General features: G+C 67.6%; 15 protein-coding genes. 14 read left to right on the top strand and 1 reads right to left on the bottom strand.

Features of this window, described 5'->3' with window-relative positions; all coding sequences use genetic code 11:
- Positions 1–7 precede the first annotated feature (7 nt).
- Complete coding sequence (locus ABJK40_RS20550; protein WP_348482615.1) at positions 8–289, top strand: GlsB/YeaQ/YmgE family stress response membrane protein; 282 nt, start codon at positions 8–10, stop codon at positions 287–289.
- 49 nt (positions 290–338) lie between these two features.
- Here ABJK40_RS20550 and fabI read toward each other — a convergent pair whose 3' ends face one another.
- Entirely contained in the window at positions 339–1,121 is a 783-nt protein-coding gene (fabI, locus tag ABJK40_RS20545) for an enoyl-ACP reductase FabI (protein WP_348482614.1), read from the bottom strand.
- A gap of 41 nt (positions 1,122–1,162) precedes the next feature.
- Here fabI and npdG point away from each other — a divergent pair, with 41 nt between their 5' ends.
- The 13 genes from npdG to ABJK40_RS20480 all read left to right on the top strand — a co-directional run bounded on the left by npdG (position 1,163) and on the right by ABJK40_RS20480 (position 15,241).
- A complete protein-coding gene (gene npdG / locus ABJK40_RS20540; RefSeq protein ID WP_348482672.1) occupies positions 1,163–1,837 on the top strand; it encodes an NADPH-dependent F420 reductase in 675 nt (224 codons plus the stop codon).
- A gap of 120 nt (positions 1,838–1,957) precedes the next feature.
- The gene (locus tag ABJK40_RS20535) at positions 1,958–3,076 is read left to right on the top strand and encodes a cysteine--tRNA ligase (protein WP_348482613.1); all 1,119 of its coding nucleotides are present in this window, start codon (positions 1,958–1,960) and stop codon (positions 3,074–3,076) included.
- Between the two features lie 118 nt (positions 3,077–3,194).
- On the top strand, positions 3,195–3,980 hold the full coding sequence (locus ABJK40_RS20530; RefSeq protein WP_348482612.1) for a lysophospholipid acyltransferase family protein: 786 nt from the start codon (positions 3,195–3,197) through the stop codon (positions 3,978–3,980).
- A 19-nt stretch (positions 3,981–3,999) separates the two neighbouring features.
- The gene (thrS, locus tag ABJK40_RS20525) at positions 4,000–6,009 is read left to right on the top strand and encodes a threonine--tRNA ligase (protein ID WP_348482611.1); all 2,010 of its coding nucleotides are present in this window, start codon (positions 4,000–4,002) and stop codon (positions 6,007–6,009) included.
- Positions 6,010–6,011: 2 nt separating this feature from the next.
- Complete coding sequence (locus ABJK40_RS20520) at positions 6,012–6,521, top strand: HIT domain-containing protein (protein ID WP_348482610.1); 510 nt, start codon at positions 6,012–6,014, stop codon at positions 6,519–6,521.
- A gap of 192 nt (positions 6,522–6,713) precedes the next feature.
- Entirely contained in the window at positions 6,714–7,208 is a 495-nt protein-coding gene (locus tag ABJK40_RS20515) for a hypothetical protein (protein WP_348482609.1), read from the top strand.
- Positions 7,209–7,229: 21 nt separating this feature from the next.
- Positions 7,230–7,922 (top strand): CDP-alcohol phosphatidyltransferase family protein, encoded by a 693-nt coding sequence (locus ABJK40_RS20510; RefSeq protein WP_348482608.1) that lies wholly within the window; start codon positions 7,230–7,232, stop codon positions 7,920–7,922.
- A gap of 5 nt (positions 7,923–7,927) precedes the next feature.
- On the top strand, positions 7,928–8,854 hold the full coding sequence (locus ABJK40_RS20505; protein WP_348482607.1) for a phosphatidylinositol mannoside acyltransferase: 927 nt from the start codon (positions 7,928–7,930) through the stop codon (positions 8,852–8,854).
- Positions 8,855–8,901: 47 nt separating this feature from the next.
- Positions 8,902–11,475 (top strand): EAL domain-containing protein, encoded by a 2,574-nt coding sequence (locus ABJK40_RS20500; RefSeq protein WP_348510385.1) that lies wholly within the window; start codon positions 8,902–8,904, stop codon positions 11,473–11,475.
- The gene (locus ABJK40_RS20495; RefSeq protein ID WP_348482605.1) at positions 11,475–12,569 is read left to right on the top strand and encodes a glycosyltransferase family 4 protein; all 1,095 of its coding nucleotides are present in this window, start codon (positions 11,475–11,477) and stop codon (positions 12,567–12,569) included. Before ABJK40_RS20500 ends, ABJK40_RS20495 begins: the two co-directional genes overlap by 1 nt.
- 22 nt (positions 12,570–12,591) lie before the next feature.
- Positions 12,592–13,146, top strand: a complete 555-nt coding sequence (locus ABJK40_RS20490) for a LemA family protein (protein WP_348482671.1) — start codon at positions 12,592–12,594, stop codon at positions 13,144–13,146.
- 5 nt (positions 13,147–13,151) lie between these two features.
- A complete protein-coding gene (locus tag ABJK40_RS20485; RefSeq protein WP_348482604.1) occupies positions 13,152–14,057 on the top strand; it encodes a M48 family metallopeptidase in 906 nt (301 codons plus the stop codon).
- 8 nt (positions 14,058–14,065) lie between these two features.
- Positions 14,066–15,241: a DUF3048 domain-containing protein gene (locus ABJK40_RS20480; protein WP_348482603.1), complete on the top strand. Its 1,176-nt coding sequence runs from the start codon at positions 14,066–14,068 to the stop codon at positions 15,239–15,241.
- Positions 15,242–15,265 lie beyond the last annotated feature (24 nt).

Genomic DNA, 15,265 nt, shown 5'->3' with positions numbered 1-15,265 from the left:
TGCGGGCATGAGCGTCATCGGATGGATCGTCGTGGGGCTCCTCGCGGGCGGCATCGCTCGCTGGGTGGTGAAGGACGACCGCAGCGGATGCATCTACACGATGGTCGTCGGCGTCCTGGGCGCGCTGATCGGTGGAGCGTTGATGAACGCGATCGACAGCAGAGGAGTCGACGAGTTCTCGATCCGCGGCATCCTCGTCTCGGCACTGGGCGCCATCCTGCTGTTGCTGGTCCTGCAGGCGCTCTCCGGTCGGGACTCGGGCTCTCGAACCCGGTCGCGCCGACGCTGACTCCGGCCGGCTCCCACGACCGGACCGGCTCGGTGCCCGCGAGTTCCGGTCAGGCACCGACGGCGTGGTAGCCGCCGTCGACGTGGACGATCTCGCCCGTCGTCGCAGGGAACCAGTCGCTGAGCAACGCCAGCACCGCACGAGCCACGGGCTCCGAGTCGGTGACGTCCCATCCGAGCGGCGCGCGCCCGTCCCACGTGTCCTCGAACAGCTTGAAGCCGGGGATCGACTTCGCGGCCATGGTCTTGATCGGCCCTGCCGCCACGAGGTTCGAACGGATCCCCTTCGGCCCCAGTTCCTTGGCGAGATATCGATTGACCGACTGCAGCGCCGACTTCGCCACGCCCATCCAGTTGTATGCCGGCCAGGCCTGCTGGTTGTCGAAGTCCAGGCCGACGAACGAGCCGCCGGGGCCCATCAGCGGGACGAACGTGTCGGCGAGCATCTTCAACGAATAGGTCGAGATGTGCATGGCGATCGCCACGTCGTCCCACTGCGCTGCCATGAAGTCGTCGCCCAGACAGACCTCGGGTGCGAATCCGATCGCATGGAGCACGCCGTCGACGTGGCCCCACTTGGCATCGACCGCCGCCCGGACCGAATCGCCGTGCTCGGGCACCGTGACATCCAACTCGAACACGTCGACCGCGTCACCGCTCGGGTTCGGACCCAGCTTGCGCGCCGTGCGTTGCGTGAGCTTGAGCCCTCGACCCGCTCCGGTGAGCACGATGTCGGCGCCTTCCTGCTGGGCCATGCGGGCCACCCCGAATGCGAGCGACGCGTCGGTCAGTACTCCGGTGATCACGAGCTTCTTGCCATCGAGCAGTCCCATGCGTCGCAACGTAGCGGTCTACGCTCGTCGACGTGGACACCATGAACGCCACCGGGGCGACGATCGGCATCCTCGGCGGCACCGGCCCAGCAGGGAGCGGCCTCGCGGCGCGCCTCGCGAGCATCGGCCATCACGTGGTGATCGGCTCGCGATCGACCGAGCGTGCGGCCGACGCCCGTGACGCCATCGTCGAGGAGTGGCCGACGGTGTCCGGCTCGCTCACGGCGAACGACAATGCGGGCGCCGCCGACGCCGACATCGTCGTCGTCGCGACCCCGTGGGAGGGCGCAGCACAGGTCGCCCGCGAGAACGGCGAGCGTCTCGCCGGCAAGATCGTGATCTCCATGGCGAACGCCCTCGTCCGGGTGAACAAGGAGTTCCAGCCGCTGGTTCCGCCCCGTGGCAGCGTCGCGGCGCACGTCCAGGCCGCGATCCCGGCGAGTCGCGTCGTCGCGGCGTTCCACCATCTGCCGGCCACCGAACTCGGCCGGATCGACCATCCGATCGACTCCGACGTGCTGGTGTGTGGCGACGACCACGATGCCGTCGTGGCCGTGAGCGAGATCATCGACCGGATCCCCGGCAGCCGGCCGCTCGACGCCGGCCAGCTCTCCAACGCCATGGCGATCGAGGCGTTCACCGCCGTGCTGCTGCAGTTGAACGTCCGGTACGCGACGCGTGTGGCCCCGAAGCTCACGGGAATCGACACCGGCTGAACGCATGGTGCGGACACCGACCGCGCCCACGGTGCCCGGACCGATGGAGCTCGGAATCGGCGGAGTCCGAATCGACGCCGATGGAATCATCGACGTGAGCTGATGGTTGACTGACCACCGATGCAGCTCTACGACACCGCCCGCCGCGCCATCGTCCCCTTCGAGCCCGACGACGAGGTGTTGATGTACACGTGCGGCATCACGCCGTACGACGCCACCCACCTCGGCCACGCCGCCACCTTCATCGCCTACGACACGCTCCAGCGTCACCTGATCGACAAGGGCCACACGGTGAAGTGCGTCCGCAACGTCACCGACGTCGACGACCCGTTGTTCGCCAAGGCTCGCGAACTCGGCGTGCACTACCTCGACCTGGCGGCAGGGGAGGAGGCCCGCTTCGAGCGTGACATGGTCGCTCTCAATGCGCTGCCCGTCGCTTCGTCGCCGCGGGCGAGCAGCGCGATCCCCGACATCCGGGGTTTCATCGGCATGGTCATGGACCGCGGGTTCGCCTACGAGGCCGGCGGCTCGGTGTACTTCGACGTGTCCAAGGTCGACTCGTTCGGCTCGATGAGTCAGTACTCCGACGCCGAGATGCTCGCCTTCGCCAAGGATCGCGGTGGCAACGTCGACGACCCGAACAAGCGCAACCAGCTCGATTTCGTGCTCTGGCACCCGTCGGCGCCCGACGAACCCTCCTGGGACACGCTGTGGGGACCCGGCCGCCCCGGCTGGCACATCGAGTGTTCGGCGCTCGCGCTGCGCGAACTGGGCACCACCATCGATCTCCACGGAGGCGGTGCCGACCTGATCTTCCCGCATCACGAGTCGGAGAAGGCGCAGTCCGAGGCGGCGACGGGCGAGCAGTTCGTGAAGCACTGGATGCACACGGCGTTGATCTCGATGGACGGTCAGAAGATGTCCAAGAGCCTCGGCAACCTGGTGTTCGTCGACAAGCTGCGCGAGGAGTGGGATGCGCGAGCGATCCGTCTCGGCATCGTCGAGCACCACTACCGCACCGAGTGGGAGTGGGACGAGGAGTTGATGCCGCGCAACCAGGCCCGCCTCGACGCCTGGGGCGCGCAGGCGACACCCAACCCCGATCTCCTCACCGACGTGCGTGCCCGCCTCGACGACGACCTCGACACGCCGGGGGCGTTCGAGCTGATCGACGCCGCCGCCGCGTCCGGTGAGGGCGTCCTCGAGTCCGCCGCCCTCCTCGGCGTCGACCTCGTGTGACACCACCGCGGCCGTTCTGGTCGTGTGATCCTTGCGCGCGGTACGGCGTGGGACCGTTTCACACAGCGTTCACCGAGGCGTTGCTTCACCGTGACCGGTGTGATCTACTGTGCGGCCCATGAGCACGAGTCCAGGCGCCGGAGCCCTCCAGCGACGCACCCGGCGGGTGCTGAACCCTGCGGTGACGAGGCTCTGGGACATCGAGATGACCGGGTACGACCGGCTTCCCGTCGACGGCCCCGCGATCCTGTGCCCGAACCACATCAGTTTCTTCGATTCGGCGATCCTCACGTTCACGCTGCCTCGCAACATCAGCTTCGTCGGCAAGGCCGAATACATGGATTCGTGGAAGACCAAGTACATCTTCCCGGCGATGGGCATGATCCCGATCGACCGTTCGGGCGGGGCGAAGAGCGATGCGGCCCTCGATGCCGCTCGCGGTGTCCTGGAGCGTGGCGAGCTGTTCGGGATCTATCCCGAGGGCACGCGGAGCCGCAACGGCAACCTCCACAAGGGTCGCACCGGTGCCGCGCGCCTCGCGATGCAGATCGGGTGCCCGATCTACCCGGTCGGCATCGTCGGGACCGACCAGATCCAGCCGCCCGGTGCCCGCGCACCGAAACTGCGCAAAGCGTGTGCGGTGCACATCGGTCGACCCATCAAGCCCGAGCGCTACGCCAACCGCGGCGCCGAGCACATGGCGTGGCGGTCCATGATGGACGAGGTGATGTACGAGATCCGTGAGATGACGGGTCAGCAGTACGTTCACCACTACCACGGCCAGGAGCCCGACGACGTCGTCGCCTCCGTCGAACCGACCCGCATCGCCACGGTGACCGACATCTCCACGAAGTCGCCGGTCGAGGGCCTGGAACGCAAACTGGTCGCGGCCACCGGAAGCTGACGCCCGTATCATCGGGCCGATGATCACCGTTTCCCTCCCCGACGGCTCCGAGCGGGAACTTCCTGCCGGGTCGACGGCGCTCGATCTCGCCGCATCCATCGGCTCCGGCCTGAAGAAGGCCGCCGTTGCGGCCACCGTGAACGGGACCGACACCGACCTCACCACGCAGATCGAGCAGGGCGACGTCGTCGCGATCATCACCAGCGACACCGATGCGGGTCGCCACGTGATCCGCCACTCCACGGCGCACGTGCTGGCCCAGGCGGTCACCCAGCTCTACCCGGGAGCGAAGTTCTCGATCGGGCCGGCCATCGAGAACGGCTTCTACTACGACTTCGACCTGCCGGACGGCCAGACCTTCACCGAGGACGACCTCGGCACGATCGAGAAGAGGATGAAGGAGATCGTGAAGGCGAATCAGCCCTTCACGCGTACCGAGCACTCGATGGCCGAGGCCAAGGAACTTTTCGCCGACCAGCCCTACAAGGTCGAGATCATCGAGCGCGTGGAGTCGGCGGGCGCCGATGCACTCGACGCCGGTGAGGTGGCAGGCGACGTCATCAGTGCGTATCGCAACACCGACGAGTTCGTCGACATGTGTGTCGGCCCGCACGTCCCCTCGACCGGCAAGCTGCCGTGGTTCAAGTTGCAGAAGGTCGCGGGCGCCCACTGGCGCGGCAACGAGAGCGCCAAGATGCTGCAGCGGCTCTACGGCACGGCGTGGGAATCGAAGCAGGCGCTGGCCGACCACCTCGCCCAGTTGGAGGAGGCGGCCAAGCGCGACCACCGCAAACTCGCCAACGAACTCGACCTGATCAGCTTCCCGCAGGAACTGGGTGGGGGCCTCGCCGTGTGGCACCCCAAGGGTGCGATCATCCGCAAGCTGATGGAGGACTACAGCCGCCTGCGCCACGAGACCGGTGGCTACGAGTTCGTGTACACCCCGCACCTCGCCAACGGAAAGCTGTTCGAGACCTCCGGTCACCTCCAGTGGTACGCGGACGGCATGTACCCGCCGATGGAGATGGACAACGGCACGTACTACATGAAGCCGATGAACTGCCCGATGCACTGCTTGATCTTCAAGAGTCGGCAGCGCAGCTATCGCGAACTCCCGCTGCGGTTGTTCGAGTTGGGCAACGTCTACCGCTACGAGCGTGCCGGCACACTGCACGGCCTCCTGCGCATCCGTGGCTTCACTCAGGACGACAGCCACATCTACTGCACGAAGGAGCAGCTCGCCGACGAGATCGCAAGCCTGCTCGACTTCGTGTTGTCCGTACTGCGGGCGTTCGGATTCGAGGACTTCACGTTCAACCTGTCCACCAAGGACCCCGAGAAGTACGTCGGTTCCGACGAGATCTGGGCGGAGGCGACGGCCGCGCTGCAGGCTGCGCTCGAGTCGCACGGGCTCGAGTACCAGGTGAAGGACGGTGACGCAGCGTTCTACGGCCCCAAGATCGACATCGACGTGCGCGACGCGATCGGGCGGTCGTGGCAGTTGTCGACGATCCAGGCCGACTTCCAACTGCCGGAGCGTTTCGAGCTGGAATACGTCGGGGCCGACAACGAACGGCACCGACCGATCATGTTGCACCGCGCGCTGTTCGGCTCGATCGAGCGGTTCTTCGGCGTGCTCATCGAGCACTACGCCGGGGACTTCCCCACCTGGTTGGCGCCGCTCCAGGTCCGGGTCCTGCCCGTGGCCGAGACCCATGAAGCGCACGCCGAGCAGGTGGTCGCCGAGTTGCGGTCGGCCGGGGTGCGTGTCGACTGGGTCAAGGCCGATGTGGGCCTCGGCAAGCGCATCCGCACCGCCAAGATGGAGAAGCTCCCGTACGTCCTCGTCGTCGGCGACGACGACGTGGCCGCGAACACGGTCGGTGTGAACCTGCGCCACGACATGGTCGCTCGCAACGACGACGGTACGAGCGGCGCCGACGTGGAGCGTGACGTTCCGCTCGCGACCTTCATCGAACGGTTCCGCGCCGAGGTCGACGACGCTGCCACCGCAGCGCTCAGCGCCTGACCGTGCTCGAACGGATCTGGTCCGGATGGAGAGCGGCGTACGTCGGCGCGTCGTCGGTCACGGACACCGAGGCGGGTGGAGACGCGAGCCCGTTCACACGACTCCTCGCGTCCGGTGAACCCGACGAGGCAACGCACGTCGTGCATCGCGGTGAGCACGTGTTCGCGATCATGAACCTGTTCCCGTACAGCAGTGGGCACCTGCTCGTCGTGCCGTACCGCGAGGTCCCCGACCTGGACGACCTCACTGCAGCGGAGACCACGGAACTGTGGTCGACCGTCACCGACGGGGTGGCCGCCGTCCGCAGCGCGTACAGGCCACAGGGTGTGAACGTCGGGCTGAACCTCGGTCGCCCGGCCGGCGGGTCGATCCCGTCGCACCTGCACGCGCACGTGGTGCCGCGCTGGACCGGTGACTCCAACTTCATGAGCTCGATCGCCAACACGCAGACCCTGCCCGAGGCGCTCGACGTCGGCGCTGCGCGGGTCCGCGCAGCCTGGCCGCATCGGTGAGTTTCGGTCGGTCCCAGGCCGAGGAAGGCTCACCGAACATCGGTAGGGCTGCCGACCGGTGAGTTTCGGTCGGTCCCTGGCCGAGGAAGACTCACCGCATCGGGTGGACGCTCAGGTTGCGGTTGCGGCGGTTGAGGTCCATGACCCGTGGTGCGGGCGCCCGGGCCGGAGGGTGCGGATAGCGTGGAACCCATGAGTGACGACATCCGCGACGAGTTGCCGGACGACCTGCAGCCCAGTGAGTTCGTCGGGGCGTACCTGTTTCCCGACAACAGCCGTCGACGGATACCGGGCTACATCTACCTGGTCGTCGCCGCCGCGTGCGTCGCCGTGAGGTACGCCGCTCCGGGCGCCGCCGTGGTGAACGACGGATGGCTCGTCGGAGCGGGGATCCTCGTGGTGGCGGGCCTCGTGTCGATCACGTCCGGCTGGCGGATGAACGTCGACGAGAAGGATGCACTCGTCAAGGCCCAACAGGCCGTGGGTTTCGCCGTGGGACACGCGTCGGCTCAACAGGTCTGGCGGGGGTTCCGGAGTCGGCCGACGTGGAGGGTGCTGTGCTACTCGGCCGAGGATCCACCGGTCGAGCGCGGTCTCGTGCTGGTCGACGCCGTGGACGGTTCCATCATCGAGGAACTGGTCGAGGCCAACCCCGAAGCGACACCCGTCGTCGACTCGTCGCACTGAGCGCGTACTAGCCTGCTCACGATGTTCGACGGCACCTTCAGGAAACCCGTTGACGCTGCCGTCAAACCGATCGGCCAGGCGCTCAAGAAGACCGGCCTCAGCCCCGACCATCTCACGATCCTCGGCCTCCTCGTCGGCATCGGCGCCGGCGTGGCCATCGGGGCCGGTCGACTCTGGGTCGGCGCCGCGCTGGTCGTCCTCGCGGCACTCCCGGACCTCCTCGACGGAGCGCTCGCCAAGGCCTCGGGCCTGTCCAGCCAGCGCGGTGCGTTCTTCGACTCGACCGTCGACCGCGTCACCGACATGTTCCTGCTCGGCGGGATCGCGTGGTACTTCGCCACCGATCCCGGAGCCGCAGCGGAACTGCCCCTGCTGCCCTTCGCGATCGCGGGGGTGTCGTCACTCGTCAGCTACCAGCGGGCCAAGGCCGAATCGCTCGGCATCGACGCCAAGGGCGGGCTGATGGAGCGCGCCGAGCGGATCATCGCGATCCTGATCGGCCTGGTCGTCAACGTGCTGCTCGTGCCGATCCTGTGGCTGATGCTGGTACTCACCACGATCACCGCCGTGCAGCGGTTCTGGAAGGTGTGGAAGCAGGCCGCCGTCGCCCCGGTCACGCAGGAACGCATCGAGATGCGTCGCTCCCGACGGGCCGGGCGCCGTGTCGCACGCATCGATCGCCGCCGTACGAGCGTTCCGCGTCGCCGTCCCTGAGGCCCATGCCGGACCTCCCCGACTCGTTCACGACCAACGGATACAAGCTCGCAGCTCTCGCCGCGCGCGCCACCCCGGGCATCGTGGCTGCCGGTCTGGCCGTCCCGTTCGGTGCGGGGGCGAACTTCTGGAGCCCCGAGCGCCGGGAGATGATCGAGCGCCACCTCCGTCGCGTCGACCCGACGCTGCGCGGCCTGCGGCTGCGACGGGCGAGCCAGAGAGCCTTCGACTTCTACGCCCGCTACTGGATCGAGAGCTTCCGACTGCCGACGATGTCGAAGCGCACCGTCGACCGGGGCTTCACCGCCGACGGATACCCGCAGATCGTCGAAGCGCTCCAGGACGGCAACGGAGCGATCCTGGCCCTTCCGCACCTCGGCGGATGGGAGTGGGCGGGGCGGTGGATCGCCGACCAGGGCCACGAGATCACGGTCGTGGTGGAGCACATCGACCCGCCCGAACTGTTCGAATGGTTCGTCGACCTGCGTTCCAAGCTGGGGATGCACGTCGTGCCCCTCGGGCCGTCGGCCGGTTCCGCCGTGATCAAGGCACTCCGCAGCAACCACATCGTGTGCCTGCTCTCGGACCGCGACATCGGCCAGTCCGGTCCCGAGGTCGAGTTCTTCGGCGAGAGGACCACGCTGCCCGGGGGAGCGGCGACGGTGTCCCTGCGCACGGGCGCGCCGATCTTCCCGACCGCGGTGTACTTCACCGATCGCGTCGACGCGCACTGGGCCTGGGTCCGCCCGCCGATGCATCCGGAGCGACGCAGCAAGCGACTGCGCGACGACGTGGACCGGATCACCCAGGAACTGGCAGACGAACTGGAGATCCTGATCCGGCGCGCACCGTCGCAGTGGCACCTGTTCCAACCCAACTGGCCGTCGGACCCCGGATATTCAACTCCGTCATCGGTGTTGCCGAAGCAATGACCATCGCACGCTCGCCCCGGATACTCCTCTTGATCGTCGCCGCAGCGATGACAGCGGCCTACGTCGTCGCGCCTGCAGAAGATGCTCTCGAGCCGATCCGGGTCGTCTCGCCGGTGATCGCCATCGGAGCGGTGCTGTTCGGCATCGCGAGTCACCGGCCGCAGCGCCGGTTGCCGTGGATCTTCCTCACGATCGCATTCGGGTTCCTCGTCGCAGCACACACGGTGTGGTCCGCCCTCGTGAACCGCGAGAACGTCACGTTCCCGACCCTGGCCGACGGACTCCACGTCGGCTTCTGGGTCGCAGCTCTGATCGCCATGGTCGAGTTGAGCAGACAGTCGGAATCGGAACACGATGCGTTCGGCGGATACGAGATCGGGATCATCGCGATCGCCGTGGGCGTGGGTGTGTGGCTCGTCGTCGCCGAGCCGTACTTCTCCGACGGCGACCTCGACCGCTCCGCCACCGCATGGGCGGCCGCTGCCCCGTTGATCGGCGGACTCGCCTTCGCCGCGTCGGTCCGATCGGCGGCGGCGCGTCACTTCCGGTCGTTCTCGCCGGTCGTCCTGATGCTCGGGATCGCGCTGCAGTTGATCGCCGACGTCATCCGCGGCACTCAGGAGATCCGTGACCAGTTCGGTTCCGGAGGTGTGATCGGGGGTCTGGGCGTCGCTGCTCCGCTCGTGATCGCGTCCGCTGCGCTCGACCGGTCGATGGCGCCGGAGAACGGCCCGACCAGTCCCAGTTCCGCTCTCAGCGTGGGACGGACCATCGGGCTCACCGTCGCGGTACTCGCCCCGTTGACCGTGCTCCTCGCGCTCGTGGTGAGCGACCTCGGTTCGGGGACGACGATCCTCGTCGTCGCCATCGCTGCCTTCACGTCGGTGATCCTCGCTCTCGCTCGGATGTGGGGGCTGCTCGACGCGGTGCGCTCGCTCAGTGAGCGTCGCGGTCAGGATCGACTCGCCGCAATGGTCGAACACTCGAGCGACGTGGTGATGCTCGTCGACGAATCCGGCAACATCAAGTACGCGAGCCCCGGGCTGACCGGCACGCTCGGGCACCGCGCTGCCGACTGGATCGGTCGGCCGATCGTCGACCTGATCGCCGAGGAGGACCGCGACACCGCAGCGCGGGAGGTCGAGCGGGTGTTCAGCGACGGCAGCGAGGCGACCGTCCGCTTCGAATCCAGTCTCGTCCGCGTCGACGGGCAGCGGCGACGCATGGAGGCGACGTTCGCCAACCTGGTCGGGGGAGACGCCGTCGACGGCATCGTCGCGACGTTCCGCGACGTCACCGAGCAGCGCGATCTCGAACGCAAGCTCAGCCATCGTGCGTTCCACGACGAACTGACCGGGCTCGCGAACCGTGCGCTCTTCCTCGACCGGATGGACCACGCCCTGCGCGTCGCCCGCTCCGACGCCGACCCCGTCGTGGTCCTGTTCGTCGACCTCGACGACTTCAAGTCGGTCAACGACGCCCTCGGCCACGGCGTCGGTGACCAGTTGCTTCGCACGATCGCCGACCGGATCACCTCGATCGCCGGCAGCGGCGACACGTCCGCCCGTCTCGGCGGCGACGAGTTCGCGCTCCTCCTCGAGGATCGCGGGGGCGTGGATCGCGCACTCGACATGGCCGAACGGCTCCTGGACAGTCTCCGACAACCGGTGCGCCTCGCCGGATACGACCTCGCGGTGCTGGCCAGCGTCGGGGTCGCGGTGGCGGCGACGGGCATGACCACGTCGAGTCTGCTGCGTGACGCCGACGTCGCGATGTACGAGGCGAAGCGGGCAGGCAAGGGCCAGATCAAGATCTTCGACCCGGCGATGCGTCTCGGGGCCACGACGCAACTCGACTACCGCTCCGAGCTGTCGACAGCGCTCGAGAACCGACAGCTCCGGCTCGTGTACCAGCCGCTCGTCGACCTGCGCACGGGCGAGGTGACCGGCGCCGAGGCGTTGATCCGCTGGCTCCACCCGACCCGCGGCGAGGTGTCTCCCGGCGAGTTCATCCCCGTCGCCGAGCGTTCGGGCCTGATCAAGGACATCGGGAAGTGGGTGCTCAACCAGGCGATGCGGGAAGCAGCCACCTGGCAGGCCCGCGGGCCGCGCTACGTCAGCATCAACGTCTCGGCGGTCCAACTCCGCAGCGACGACTTCGTCACCCAGGTGTCGGACGCCCTCGAGTCCAGTGGGCTCGCACCCGCGCAGGTGCTGCTCGAGGTGACCGAGACGGTCCTCGTCGACGAGATCGAGTCGGCATCGACCGCGCTCAACGCCCTGCGTGGACTCGGTGTGCGGATCGCGATCGACGACTTCGGAACCGGGTACTGCTCGCTGTCGTACCTGCAGAAGTTCCCGGTCGACGTCGTCAAGATCGACCGACAGTTCGTCGACGAGGTCGATGGTGACGAACATCGGTCCTCGCTCGCGCGCATGATCTTGCAGATGACGACGAGCATGGGGGTCACCAGCGTGGCCGAAGGAATCGAGCGGCCGGCGCAGATCACCGCACTGCAACAGTTCGGGTGCGACATGGGTCAGGGGTTCCTGCTGTCGCGTCCCCTCGAAGTCGACGTCGTGCGCCGACGGTTCGGCGTCGACCTCATGGCAGCTCGTTGATGCCGTCCACCCTCCGTGTCGGCATGCTCTGCCCGTACAGCCTCACCGTTCCCGGCGGTGTCCAGATGCAGGTCCTGGGGCTCGCTCGCGAGGTGCGCTCACGAGGCGTGGAAGCGCGAGTTCTGGGTCCGTGCGACGGCCCACCACCCGCCAGTTTCGTGACTCCGCTCGGCAACTCGCTGCCCACGTCGGCGAACGGTTCGATCGCGCCGCTCGCTCCGGATCCGCCCGCGATGTTCCGCACGCTCCAGGTGCTCGCCGCCGAGCGCTTCGACGTGTTGCACCTCCACGAGCCGATGGCCCCCGGCCCGACGCTCACCGCGGCGGTCACGCACCGGTACCCGACGGTCGGTACGTTCCACGCGGCCGGACGCTCGACGAGCTACAAGTTGATCAAGCCGTGGCTGCTCTCGTGGATCAAACGGATCGACCACAAGGTGGTCGTCAGCAAGGACGCCCTCGCGCTCGTCCAGTCGCATCTGGGCGGCGAGTACGAGGTGCTGTTCAACGGCGTCGACGTGAAGCGCATCCGCCAGACCCCACCCATGGAGCGCGGTGCGGACGATCCTCCGGCGATCTTCTTCTGCGGTCGCCACGAGGAACGCAAGGGCCTGGCGGTCCTCGTCGACGCATTCGAGCGACTCGACGTCGCCGCAGAGCTGTGGATCGCGAGCAACGGCCCCGACACCGCCGCGCTGACGAAGCGAACGGCGAACGACGATCGAATCCGCTGGCTCGGGCGGATCAGCGACGAGGAGAAGTTCGCCCGCCTGCGCGCCGCGTCGGTGTTCTGCGCACCGTCGCTGGGTGGAGAGTCGTTCGGTGTGGTGCTGATCGAAGCCATGGCGGGGGGGACCACCGTGGTGGCCAGCAGCCTCGACGGGTACCGCAACGTCGCGACGCACGAGGTGGACTCGCTGCTGAGCCCACCCGGCGACGTGGACGCGCTGACCGCCCAGTTGCGCCGCGGGCTCACCGACCGTTCGCTCGCGGAGCGTCTGCGCGCGGCGGGCGACACGCGAGCCGAGCGATTCGCGATGTCGACCCTCGCCGACCGCTACATCGAGATCTATCACGATCTGGCATCGCGGTGACCGCGTACACTCGGCCGTCATGATCCTGATCCTCATCGTCCTGCTCGTGATCGCGGTCGTCGCGATCCTTGCCGGCGTCGCGATGTACAACGGGTTGATCCGCAGCAAGAACCAGGTGGAGAACGCCTGGTCGCAGATCGACGTCCAACTCAAGCGCCGCCTCGACCTCGTCCCCAATCTCGTCGAGACCGTCAAGGGCTACGCCGCCCACGAGCAGGAGACCCTGCAGCAGGTGATCGAGGCGCGCAACGCCGCGATCGCCGCTCCCGACACGCCCGAGGCGCAAGCCGAGCCGAACAACATGCTCTCCGGCGCTCTCGGCAAGCTGTTCGCACTCAGCGAGGCCTACCCCGACCTCAAGGCGAACCAGAACTACCTGGCGTTGCAGGAGGAACTCACGGCCACCGAGGGCCGTGTCGCCTATGCGCGCCAGTTCTTCAACGACGCCGTCCTCGGCTACAACAACAAGATCGAGTCGGTGCCCACGCTGTTCGTCGCGAAGATGCTGGGGTACGAACAGCGTCAGTACTTCGAGGCCGACGAAGCGGCGCGCACGGTCCCGAACGTCGAGTTCTGACCCGGATGCACGATCTCGTTCGTTCGAACAAGCGCCGCAGCGCCGCGCTCGTGGTCGGCTTCGTGGTGATCGTCGCTCTCGTCGGTGCGGCCATCGGATTCGTCGTCGGCAACGGGCCGCTCTTCACGATCATCGCACTGGCCGTCAGTGGGGCCATCGCCTTCGCGTCGTACTGGAAGGCCGATGCCATCGCACTGCGCGTCAGCCGCGCCGAACCCGCTGATCCGCAGCAGTACCAGCGGTTGCACAACCTGGTGGAGGGTCTGTGCATCGCTGCGGGGTTGCCCAAGCCGGGTGTGTACGTCGTCGACGATCCCGCCCCCAACGCCTTCGCCACCGGACGCAATCCGGACCATGCGGCGATCGCCGTCACCACCGGTCTGCTCGACAAGCTGAACCGTGTCGAACTCGAAGGAGTGGTGGCCCACGAGCTGAGCCACATCCGCAACTACGACATCCTCGTCTCCACGCTGGCCGTCACGATGGTCGGCGCCGTCGCGCTGCTGTCCGACATGGCGATCCGGATGATGTGGTGGAACGGCGGTCGTGTGTCACGTCGCGGTGACCGGGCGGACTCGGGCAACCCGCTCGCGTACGTCGGCTTCGCCATGCTGATCGTCGCCCCGCTCCTCGCGAAGGCCATGCAGGCAACGATCTCCAGGAGTCGGGAGACCCTCGCCGACGTGAGTGCCTGCCAGCTGACGAGGTACCCGCCGGGTCTGATCTCGGCGCTCGAGAAACTCCAGGACGACACGACGGTGACCCACTCGGCGTCCACCGCCACGGCACACTTGTGGATCGAACAGCCGATGAGCGGTGTCGGCGACTCGGGCAGGCTCCAGGGAGTCCACAAGCTGTTCGACACCCATCCGCCGCTCGACGAACGCATTGCACTCCTGAGAGAACTGTGAGAAGACCGATGAACAAGTCCATTGCCGTCCTGACCACCGCTGCCCTGCTCGTCGCTGCCGGGTGCAGCGGTGGGAGCGAGGCCACCGAGGACTCCACACCGTCGACCGAGGCCACGACGACCACGTCGAGCACCACGACGTCGACGACCACCACGACCGAACCGCCGGAGTCCACGACGACCACGACCCAGGTCGCCGGGGACGACTCGATCCGTCAGCCGTTGACGGGCGAGATCGTCGAATCAGAGGACCAGTTGTCCACCCGGCCCGCCCTGATCGTCAAGATCGACAACAACGACGCCAACGCACGACAGAACCATTCGGGTCTCGCGGTCGCCGACATCGTCTTCGAGGAGATCGTCGAAGGCGACACCCGCTTCGCCGCGGTCTTCCAGTCCGAGGGCTCCGATCCGGTCGGCCCGATCCGGTCGGGGCGTGAGCAGGACGTGAACCTGCTGTCGTCGCTGAACGAGCCGTTGTTCGCCTGGAGCGGTGGAAACCCCGGCGTCACCCGACTGATCCGGGAGTCGTTCCTCACCGACCTCAATCCGTCCACGCTGGGCAGGGGCGCCTACTACCGAGGGCCCGGGCGAGCGCCCCACGACTTCTACAGCTCGACCGACCGGCTGTACGAGCTCACGCCCGAGGATCATCCCGGGCCTCCCGCTCAGCAGTTCACCTACGTGCTGCCGGACGAGGAGTTCACCGGCACCGCGGCGACCGAGGTCGACCTGTCCCTCGACGGCAAGAGCGTGCGGTGGGAGTGGGATGCAGCGGTGGGAGGCTACGCCCGGTTCCAGTCCGGGAGCCGCCACACCGACGTCGTCCACGGCGACATCTTCGCCACCAACGTGATCGTGATGGTCGTCGACTACCAGCCGAGCTCGATCGACGCGAACGCCCCCGACGCGCAGACGCTGGGCTCCGGTCCGGTGTTCGTCTTCAGCAACGGCCAGGTGCAGACCGGTCGCTGGGAGCGCGAGCTGGCGGTCGGTGCGATCCGCCTGGTCGATGCCGACGGCGAACCGATCGGCCTCACTCCGGGCAACACGTGGATCGAGCTGGCCGAGAACGAGGACGATGCGTTCACGACACGCGTCGACGAAGTCGTCGATCCCGAGACCATCCCGCAACTCGACCTCTCCGTCCCCGACGCCTTCCCCACCGCCATCACGATCGTCTGAACGACCCGGGCAGCGGTGACACCT

Source organism: Ilumatobacter sp. (genome assembly GCF_039969435.1).
Classification (GTDB): Bacteria; Actinomycetota; Acidimicrobiia; order Acidimicrobiales; family Ilumatobacteraceae; genus Ilumatobacter_A.
Note: the sequence above shows the minus strand (reverse complement) of the source record. Positions and strands in the feature narration are given on the sequence as shown.